Genomic DNA, 9,630 nt, shown 5'->3' with positions numbered 1-9,630 from the left:
CGCAGAGGGTGACGCTTTTTTCATACCGTCACCTTCCGCAACAGCGGAAGGTCTAAAAGTAACAAATCTTTGCTCTAAACTTCACCTTGCAGTCATACGCTATTAGACCCCCTGCTTGCCGCAGAGGGTGACGGACTTCTCAATACCGTCGCCTTCCGCAACAGCGGAAGGTCTAATAGCAGAAACCTTGCTCTAAACTTCACCTTGCAATCATACCCTATTAGACCCCCTGCTTTCGCAGAGGGTGACGCTTTTTTCATACCGTCGCCTTCCGTAACAGCGGAAGGTCTAAAGCACCAAATCGTGCTTCAAAACATCGCCTTGCCGCATCTCCTTATGAGACCCCCTGCTTTCCGCAGAGGGTGACGCTTTTTTCATACCGTCGCCTTCCGCAACAGCGGAAGGTCTAAAAGCACCAAATCGTGCGTCAAAACATCACCTTGCAACATCTCCTTATAAGCCCCCCTGCTTTTCGCAGAGGGTGACGCTTTTTTTAAGAAAAGTACCAACTTTAATCAGTCCTACATTTTTTCTAAAACTTCATGCAGGTACTTAACAGATTCTATTGCCATCGAAGAATTATTCTGCTTAGGTGCATTAGCAAAAGGAATTATAGCGCGTTTAAAACCATGTTTTGCTGCTTCTTTTAAACGCTCCTGTCCACTTTGTACAGGCCTGATTTCCCCTGCTAATCCCACCTCACCAAAAATAATTGTTTCGCGATCAAAAACTCGATTACGCAAACTAGAAACCACTGCAGCTAATACAGCCAAATCTGAGCCTGTTTCAGTAACCTTCACGCCACCTACAACATTAATAAATATATCCTGATCATAAGTGGCAATTCCTCCATGCCGGTGTAAAACCGCAAGCAATATAGCCAAACGATTCGATTCAAGACCAACGGTAACGCGCTTGGATTGCTGTCCATGTGCTTCGTCCACTAATGCTTGTACCTCCACTAACATAGGACGTGATCCTTCCCAGGTAACCATCACTGCACTTCCTGAAGTAGGCTCTGGTTGACGTGATAAAAAAATTGCTGAAGGATTCGCCACTTCCTTTAGACCTTTATCTGTCATCGCAAAGACACCCAATTCATTAACTGCTCCAAAACGATTTTTAATGGTACGAATGACTCGAAAACGACTGTCATTTTGCCCTTCAAAATATAAAACACTATCAACCATATGTTCTAAAACTCGTGGTCCTGCCAACGCCCCCTCTTTGGTTACATGACCTACTAAAAATACAGCGGTTTGTGTCATCTTAGCGAAACGCACTAATTGTGCTGCCGATTCTCTGACCTGACTAACGCCACCCGGCGCAGAACTTATCGCTTCTGTAAAAATAGTCTGTACCGAATCAATCACAATAATTTTGGGTTTTTCCTTTTGTGCTTGTACAATAATTGATTCAACTTGTGTCTCTGCTAAAAGCCGGAGTCCTGCTAAAGGCAGTCCTAAACGTTTTGCCCGCATAGCAACCTGCTGTAAGGATTCTTCACCCGTGACATAAAGCACCGTTTCTTGGAGGGAAAGATTGGCGAGTGTTTGCAATAATAAGGTAGACTTGCCTATGCCAGGATCCCCTCCAATTAGAACCACTGAGCCATAAACCAAACCACCACCGAGTACTCGGTTTAACTCGGATAAACCACAATCCATGCGTATTTCTTTATCCATAACCACGTCTTCAACAGCAGTGATAACGGAACGCTGATTGACCCAAGATCCACTGCGAGAATTTCGACTCGCGGGCATCACTCCCTCTTCAACAATCGAATTCCATGCACTACATTGTGTACATTGCCCCGCCCATTGTTTAAAAATTGCGGCACATTGATTGCATATAAATTGGGTTTTTGCTTTCATCTTGATTCCATTAGATTGGGTTGTAAGTACTATACACGATTTACTATAGAGAAGCTTTAAGCTCTGCGCTTAGGTTTAAAATCATACTTGCTTTAAAATCAATTGCATTTTTGGGTTGAATCCTTAGGGTAACCCAGTATAATCAGTACATTTTGCACAATCAGGACAAGTTCTATGAGCAAAAGCTTCCATTTTGAACAATCGATAACGGAACTCGAGGAGATTGTCAGGCAATTAGAAAAGGGAGAGCTCTCTTTAGAGGATTCCCTCAAACAATTTGAAAAGGGAATAAGTCTGGCACGACATTGTCAAGATACACTGCTGAAAGCAGAACAAAAAATAGAGCTATTAACTACCGCTGAATCCAGCTCGGACGAAGAATTAAGTGATTAGTAATTACATAAAACGACATGAAGAATTTCTGAAGCAAATTATTGTTCAATCCCCTGTGCCTGCAGGAACCATACGCGCTGCAATTGACTACTCTCTTTTTCCTGGTGGCAAAAGAATAAGACCTATTCTAGTCTATCTTACCGGAAGCTTGCTTGATCTGGATCTAAAAATTTTGGATGCTATTGCTGCCGCAGTAGAATTAACTCATTGTTATTCGTTAATCCATGATGATCTTCCAGCAATGGATAATGATGATTTACGTCGCGGAAAACCGAGTTGCCATAAGGCATTTGATGAAGCAACTGCGATTTTAGCAGGTGATGGCATGCAAGCATTAGCCATTGAAGTGCTTTTAACGCATCTCCCACACTTAGTGCAACCGGAACAAGTCATTTCCATCACTCAAGAGCTCGTTACAGCAATCGGTATCAATGGAATGGTAAGCGGACAAAGCTTGGATTTATCTGAGTTAGCAAAATCTGCGATTGATGATGAACAACTCAAAGAAATCCATTATCTTAAAACGGGACGACTTATCCTTGCATGTATCGAAATGGTTTTGAAAGCGCAGGCAACGTCCGACACGTATCAAGCGGCGTTGCGATCTTATGCCAACCACATTGGACTTGTTTTTCAAATGCAAGATGACTATTTAGATTACTATGCTCCAGCCGAATTTTTGGGTAAAGGACGTTCCTCTGATTTAGCAAACAAAAAAACTACTTTTGCTACGTTGTATACTAAAGATAAATTAGAGATAGAAATAAGCAAACATTATCAAATTGCGCTTGATGCATTAAACCTATTTGGTCAGAAAGCACGTGTATTAATTGATTTAACTAAAGACTTACAAGAACGTAGTAATCGATTCTAGCCTCTTGGAGATTCTTATCTCTAACTTTTTTGCTTCACTATTTGTGATACAGGAATTCTTGTTTCTATCCCTAACTCTGTTTTTCTTTGCCCCCCCTTCCAGGCATGCCCGTAAACTACTTCATAAGTAAGGGGGTATTTTCCTTTGTCAGTTTGCATTGTGGCATAGTTTTGTGCAAATTGTTGCCAAGCTGTTTTCCCTGTCAATCCTTGGTTCCTCTTGGAATTAATGTTTTTCACTCCTTGAGTCTTTAAAGCCTGCAACAATTTAGGCAAACTTTCATAATGCACTGCCAACAACTCCATATCAATTACTGGATCTAAAAAATGTTCGGACAGCAAACAATCACCTACGTCATGCATGTCAACAAATTCATTAACATGCTCGTAACGATTCACTCCAAACCAGGCAGCTTTTAATTCCTTAAATGTATCAGGTCCTAATGTAGTAAACATTAGACATCCATTCGTCTTGATTACTCGATTTAATTCTCGAAAAACCTGAGCTAAGTGATCACCCCAATGAACGACTTGATTCGCAAAAACTAAATCAAACGCTCCATCGGCAAAAGGCATACATTGCATGTCTGCTGCAACTAAAGACCAGCGACGACGCCAACTTTGTTTTTTTCGAGCCTGCAATAACATAATTTGTGCTAAATCCAAACCCACAACTTGTGCCTTTGGATACATCTGCATTAATTCATAGGAAAAAAAACCAGGGCCACAACCTAAATCCAAAATGCGTTGCGGTTTCATATTTAAATAGTACAATCGCTCTAATAAACGAACGCCAATTTCTTGCTGCACTTTGGCAGCAAGTTCATATTCGGTGGCATGTCGATTAAATGCCTTGCTAATTTCACTGATAACAGCCATTATAAAACCAGGGACGATTAAAGGAATCCAACGCTTGTGCGCCAAAAAATAGGGATTTTAACACAAAGTTTACGCATATACTCAATATGTATTTTATGTAATCAAGCGCATCACAGTAAAATGGCGGTGTGCCCGCATTGTATCGAGTTCATGCCCTTACTAGGTCCTGGTTGCCGCCATTGTGCTTATCCATTACCAGACGCTCATTTTCTCACCTGTGGACATTGCATTAAAAAAACACCGTATTTTGATCGAACAATTATTAACTATGTTTTTGAAGAACCACTGCGAAGTCTTTTACATCAATTTAAATATCATGATGGTCTTTATCTTACTTCTTTTTTAAGCTATTTAATTTTTAAATCATTACCAAGTTCTACAGAGCTGCCCCAATGTTTAATTCCCGTTCCTATGCACCCACAACGACTCAAACGACGTGGATTTAATCAAGCAGCAGTCCTAGCACGTTCTTTAGCCAAAAGACTACAGATTCCTTGCGATTTATTCAGTTGTCAAAAAGTTCTCAATACGAAACCTCAAGCAAGTCTGGATGGAAAACAAAGGAAAAAAAATTTATGCAATGCCTTTATTACTAAAAAGCTCCCTTATCAGCATGTGGCCATTATCGATGATCTGCTAACCACAGGCAATACCGCAAATGAGCTGGCACTCTCTTTAAAGAAATCCGGCGTCACCCAAGTAGATGTTTGGTGTTGCGCAAGAACTATCGATAAATAGCGACTTAAAGTCTTTGTAAATCATTCATTAATAAATGGACTAATACCACGCAGAACACAATAAACACTAAGCGATGCAATAAAAGCTCCATAGCTACTGATACAGGCTTACCACGAATTTTTTCAATTACTGCATAGACTATAGAACCACCATCCAATCCCGGAATAGGAAATAAGTTAATCACCGCTACGGCAAGACTTAAAGTCGCTATAAAAAACATAAAAACGACTATTCCTTGGGTCAATGAGACTATTGAAGCAGCAAAAATGCCTATAGGGCCTAGCAATGCAGAAAATGGGATTACACCCGAAAATAACTGCTTTAATATCATCAGAAAAAAGTAAATCATATGCATCATCGTTGCATTAGCTTGATGCATTGCATCAAAAAATGATGAAGCACGTAAATCACTTTTCGCTGCAGATAAATTGGGCTCTATACCTAATTGTGCCAATAAAGATAATTTTGCTCCACGAAATTGCACATGACTTAAATCAAGCACTGCTTTGGCCTCTTTGCCATCGCTCCGATGAAGCACTACTGGAATGTCTTTTTTTCCCCAAAGAATTACCAATTGCATGCCCACCTCACTCCAGGTTGGGGTAGCATAGTCGCCAATAGATACAAACTTATCGCCTGGAAGCATCCCTGCTTGAGCAGCAGTGCTGTTGGGTTGTACGCCTTTGATTTCAGGTAAGTGATAACTAAGACCTATAGAGAATACGAGGACAAAAGCAAACCAAGCGGTGATGAGATTGGCAACTGCTCCAGCTAACAAAATAAAGATACGTTGCCAAATTGGCTTCTTATCAAAACAGCCCGGATATTCCACTGGTTTTACAGGACTGATTCGAGTATTCTCTAATTGAACATACCCACCCAAAGGAAAGAAAGCCCATACCCATTCACAACCACTTTTGCCTCGCCAACGTAATAGAGGCTTACCAAATCCTATGGAAATTTTTTTAATTTTTACTTGAAAAAGACGTGCTAATACTGCATGCCCACCTTCATGTATCCCTACTACAAGTATTAATGTAAGTATTATGGCGATAATTGCCAAAAGCATAAGTCACTCCTTTATCGTGTACGTGTGTTATCAACAACTAATTGCAATACTGGAACTTTTTTTCCTTTATTTGAACCGAGTTCATATCCTTGACGGTACACTTCAAAAATTCGATATGCCTGATTTGATTCACTATCAATTAACTCCACATCATCCCCCTGCTCATCAAGCAAAGTTACTGTTAAATGGATTTCACGAAACCCCGCGATATGATAACGTTCTCTAAATAGCTCTAATACACGTGCCAAACTTTGAGCTGCTTCTTCACCACTATGCTCGCCTTGTAAGATTATGTCCATGATTCATTCCCCCCGTCAACTTGGGCATTTGAACAAAAACCCTCTATTATTGTTAGCGGCAAAATAGTAATGTACTTTAATTTTACAAAAGGATATTTTAAAATAATCCTAAATTCGGTAGTTGAATCATAACTATAAAATCTAATGTGTTGATTTTTATGGGTTTTAATCTAACCGTATGGGCGAAACGCCATCGATAGAAAATCAGAAAAATCAGTGCAGTGAGCCCTCGTAGTAGATTCAACTGCCGAATTTAGGATAAATATAGCCTTAGTACTCTACAAATTTAATAACTAATCGTTTACAATTCTCCGATTAACTCAATAATTTCAAATTCAATAATTCATAATCCTATGGTGTTTGTTGCTTGCGGACTAAATCATAAAACTGCTCCAATAAACGTGCGTGAAAAAGTCGCTTTAGTTCCGGCTACCCAAGATTCTTTACTCAACAGTTTATTCAATCTCCCTGGGGTAAACGAAGCCGCTATTTTATCTACTTGTAATCGCACAGAAATCTATTGTGATACCCAGGATCCGCAGATTCTTACACATTGGCTTGCCCAAGAACATCAATTATCACCTGAATCATTGACTCCTTTTTTGTATTTACATAAAGGTCAAGAAGGAATAAAACATCTTTTGCGTGTCGCCAGTGGTTTGGATTCCATGATGATTGGCGAGCCACAGATTCTTGGCCAAATGAAACAAGCTTATCAATATGCGTGCAACCTTGGTTCTATAAACGCAGAGTTACGTCCAATTTTCGAATATGTTTTTAGTGCTTCAAAGCGTGTACGCACACGAAGTGGCATAGGGACCAATATTGTTTCAGTAGCCTATGCTGCGGTTCAACTCATCGGCCAGCTCTTTACAGACTACAAATCGCTCAATGTTTTTTTAATTGGCTCAGGTGAAACTGCTTCATTGGTTGCAAAATATTTACACCAACAAGGCGTGAACCACTTTATGGTAGCAAGCAGAACACAAGAAAACGCAGAGAAACTTGCTAAAACGTTCAATGGAAAAGCGATTCCCATCAGTAATATTGCCCAATATCTGTATCAAGCAGATGTTGTTGTTTCTGCTACAACTTGTCCCATTCCATTTATTAATAAAGATTTGGTAACACAAGCATTAAAGCAAAGAAATCATACCACCATGTTTTTTTTAGATTTAGCAGTTCCTCGAGATATTGAGGCCAATGTCAAAGAGATTGCACAAGTACATCTTTACAATATCGATGATTTACAAGCTATGACAGAAAAAGGTATCGAAGAAAGACGCCTTGCTGCATTACATGCAGAACAATTAGTCGATGAAGAACTAAATAATTACATTCGCAAACACCGTTCACTTAAAGCCAAAAAAGTTATTTGTGAGTATCGTAATCAAATGTACAATCTGGCACAAAAAGAATTGCAACGTGCCTTAAAAAAACTTTCTGCGGGGCAATGTCAGCAACTCGTTTTAAACGAATTCAGTGAGCGTTTGGTGAATAAACTTACCCATAATCCTACAACAGGTTTAAGACAAATAGCCAAAGATGGCCGAGAAGATTTATTTACCTTAGCACAATATCTTTTTACTACAACAACACGTCAATCATCTTATGAAGAAATCTCTTGAACTAAAACTGCAGCAAATGCTAGAGCGTTATCAGGAAGTGGGACGCTTATTATCTGAAGCATCAATTATTGCTGATCAGAATCAATTTAAAACCTTATCCAAAGAATACGCACAATTAGAACCTATAGCGACTTGTTACGAAGCCTACCTCGAAGCAAAAGATAATGTGGTTTCTTTAGAGGAGTTACTTGCAGGAGAGGATAGAGAACTGGCTGTTATGGCAGAGGAAGAATTAGCAAGCGCCAAAGCACAAGTGGACGATCTTGACGAACAATTGCAATGGCATTTAATTCCCAAAGATCCTGATGACGAACGCAACATTTACCTGGAAATCAGAGCAGGAACAGGAGGAGATGAGGCTGCGATTTTTGCCGGCGATCTTTATCGTATGTATATTCGTTATGCAGAAGAACAAGGCTGGCAACAGGAATTAATTAGTGCAAGTCATGGCGAACATGGAGGATATAAAGAAATTATCACGCGTATTAGTGGTAATGCTGTTTATTCACAGCTCAAGTTTGAATCTGGAGCGCATCGTGTACAACGTGTTCCTGAAACTGAATCACAAGGACGTGTTCATACTTCTGCCTGTACTGTTGCTATCTTACCCGAAGTTGATGAAATTGATGACATTCAAATCAACCCAGATGATCTACGTATTGATACCTATCGCTCTTCAGGAGCTGGTGGACAGCACGTCAATAAAACAGATTCTGCTATTCGTATTACCCATATACCCACTGGCGTAGTTGTCGAGTGTCAAGATGAACGTTCTCAACATAAAAATCGTTCTAAAGCGATGTCTTTACTTAAAACACGCTTGTTGGATGCGGAACAAAGCAAACAGAAAAAAGAGCAGGCACAAACTCGTAAATCGTTGGTTGGCACGGGTGATCGCTCAGAGCGCATTCGAACTTATAATTATCCTCAAGGCCGTTTAACGGATCATCGAATTAATCTGACGATCTATCAATTGAATGATGTAATGGAAGGTAAGCTATCCTTAGTGATTGAGCCTTTAAAGCGTGAATATCATGCAGAATTACTTGCAGAACTAGGACGAAATGATTAGTATTCACGCCGTTCTAACACAAAATCCTGAGCGAGAAGCAGAAATTTTATTAGGTCATGTTTTAGATAAAACCAGAGCCTACCTCTTTGCACATCCCGAAAAATTACTTACATCAGAACAATTAGCTACGTTTCAACATTTAATGGCCCAAAGGGCGCAAGGAACACCCATTGCCTATCTTACGGGTCAACGTGAATTTTGGTCTCTTAATTTAAAAGTAAATGAACAGACTTTAATTCCACGCCATGAAACGGAACTACTTGTAGAGTTAGCCTTGGAGCTCATCCCCAACCAGCCTGATACTCATATTCTTGAATTAGGCACTGGAAGTGGAGCCATAGCTTTAGCATTAGCCAAAGAAAGGCCAAACTGGAAAATTACTGCATGTGATATCAATCAAGAAGCACTAAACGTTGCAAAAGAAAACGCACAAAACCACAAAATAAAAAATATAAGCTTTTTCGAATCAGACTGGTTTAATGGAATTCCGCAGCGCCAATACCATAGTATTGTGGCCAATCCACCTTATATCTCAGAAAACGATCCGCATTTGCAACAAGGCGATCTACGTTTTGAACCACGAAATGCACTAGTGAGTAGTCAAGAAGGCTTAGCTGATCTACAATGTATCATTGAGCGCGGTTATGAATACCTTTTACCCCAAGGGTTGCTTTTGCTTGAACATGGATTTGATCAAAAATTTAAAGTACAAGCTATACTTAACAAATTAGGATATAACGGTATACGATGTTGGCAAGACATCCAGGGTCATGGCAGGGTAAGTGGCGGTTGGCGATAATATTAT

Annotated in this window: 10 protein-coding genes; 6 read left to right on the top strand and 4 right to left on the bottom strand. The window is 39.9% G+C overall.

Annotated elements, in window-relative coordinates:
• Positions 1 to 521 precede the first annotated feature (521 nt).
• Positions 522 to 1,874: a DNA repair protein RadA gene (gene radA, locus Lgra_RS02255; protein WP_058497658.1), complete on the bottom strand. Its 1,353-nt coding sequence runs from the start codon at positions 1,872 to 1,874 to the stop codon at positions 522 to 524.
• Positions 1,875 to 2,048: 174 nt separating this feature from the next.
• Between radA and Lgra_RS02250 the strand changes: the two genes are divergently transcribed.
• Positions 2,049 to 2,267 (top strand): exodeoxyribonuclease VII small subunit, encoded by a 219-nt coding sequence (locus tag Lgra_RS02250; RefSeq protein ID WP_058497657.1) that lies wholly within the window; start codon positions 2,049 to 2,051, stop codon positions 2,265 to 2,267.
• Positions 2,260 to 3,141, top strand: a complete 882-nt coding sequence (locus Lgra_RS02245; RefSeq protein ID WP_058497656.1) for a polyprenyl synthetase family protein — start codon at positions 2,260 to 2,262, stop codon at positions 3,139 to 3,141. Before Lgra_RS02250 ends, Lgra_RS02245 begins: the two co-directional genes overlap by 8 nt.
• Positions 3,142 to 3,161: 20 nt before the next feature.
• On the opposite strand, the gene bioC is transcribed toward Lgra_RS02245, so the two are convergent.
• Positions 3,162 to 4,019: a malonyl-ACP O-methyltransferase BioC gene (gene bioC / locus Lgra_RS02240; protein ID WP_058497655.1), complete on the bottom strand. Its 858-nt coding sequence runs from the start codon at positions 4,017 to 4,019 to the stop codon at positions 3,162 to 3,164.
• A 36-nt stretch (positions 4,020 to 4,055) separates the two neighbouring features.
• Between bioC and Lgra_RS02235 the strand changes: the two genes are divergently transcribed.
• Positions 4,056 to 4,757: a ComF family protein gene (locus Lgra_RS02235; protein ID WP_420795194.1), complete on the top strand. Its 702-nt coding sequence runs from the start codon at positions 4,056 to 4,058 to the stop codon at positions 4,755 to 4,757.
• A 4-nt stretch (positions 4,758 to 4,761) separates the two neighbouring features.
• On the opposite strand, the gene Lgra_RS02230 is transcribed toward Lgra_RS02235, so the two are convergent.
• Complete coding sequence (locus Lgra_RS02230) at positions 4,762 to 5,826, bottom strand: M50 family metallopeptidase (protein ID WP_058497654.1); 1,065 nt, start codon at positions 5,824 to 5,826, stop codon at positions 4,762 to 4,764.
• Between the two features lie 11 nt (positions 5,827 to 5,837).
• Positions 5,838 to 6,125 carry a hypothetical protein gene (locus tag Lgra_RS02225; RefSeq protein ID WP_058497653.1) on the bottom strand — a complete coding sequence of 96 codons (288 nt, stop codon included), beginning with the start codon at positions 6,123 to 6,125 and terminating at the stop codon, positions 5,838 to 5,840.
• Between the two features lie 353 nt (positions 6,126 to 6,478).
• On the opposite strand from Lgra_RS02225, the gene hemA reads away from it, so the two are divergent.
• The 3 genes from hemA to prmC are packed head-to-tail and all read left to right on the top strand — an operon-like array spanning position 6,479 to position 9,624.
• On the top strand, positions 6,479 to 7,753 hold the full coding sequence (gene hemA / locus Lgra_RS02220; protein WP_058497652.1) for a glutamyl-tRNA reductase: 1,275 nt from the start codon (positions 6,479 to 6,481) through the stop codon (positions 7,751 to 7,753).
• Positions 7,737 to 8,825, top strand: coding sequence for a peptide chain release factor 1 (prfA, locus tag Lgra_RS02215; RefSeq protein WP_058497651.1), 1,089 nt, complete (start codon positions 7,737 to 7,739; stop codon positions 8,823 to 8,825). Before hemA ends, prfA begins: the two co-directional genes overlap by 17 nt.
• Positions 8,818 to 9,624, top strand: coding sequence for a peptide chain release factor N(5)-glutamine methyltransferase (gene prmC, locus Lgra_RS02210; RefSeq protein WP_058497650.1), 807 nt, complete (start codon positions 8,818 to 8,820; stop codon positions 9,622 to 9,624). Before prfA ends, prmC begins: the two co-directional genes overlap by 8 nt.
• The last annotated feature ends 6 nt before the right edge of the window (positions 9,625 to 9,630 follow it).

This window comes from Legionella gratiana (genome assembly GCF_001467695.1).
GTDB lineage: Bacteria > Pseudomonadota > Gammaproteobacteria > Legionellales > Legionellaceae > Legionella > Legionella gratiana.
Note: the sequence above shows the minus strand (reverse complement) of the source record. Positions and strands in the feature narration are given on the sequence as shown.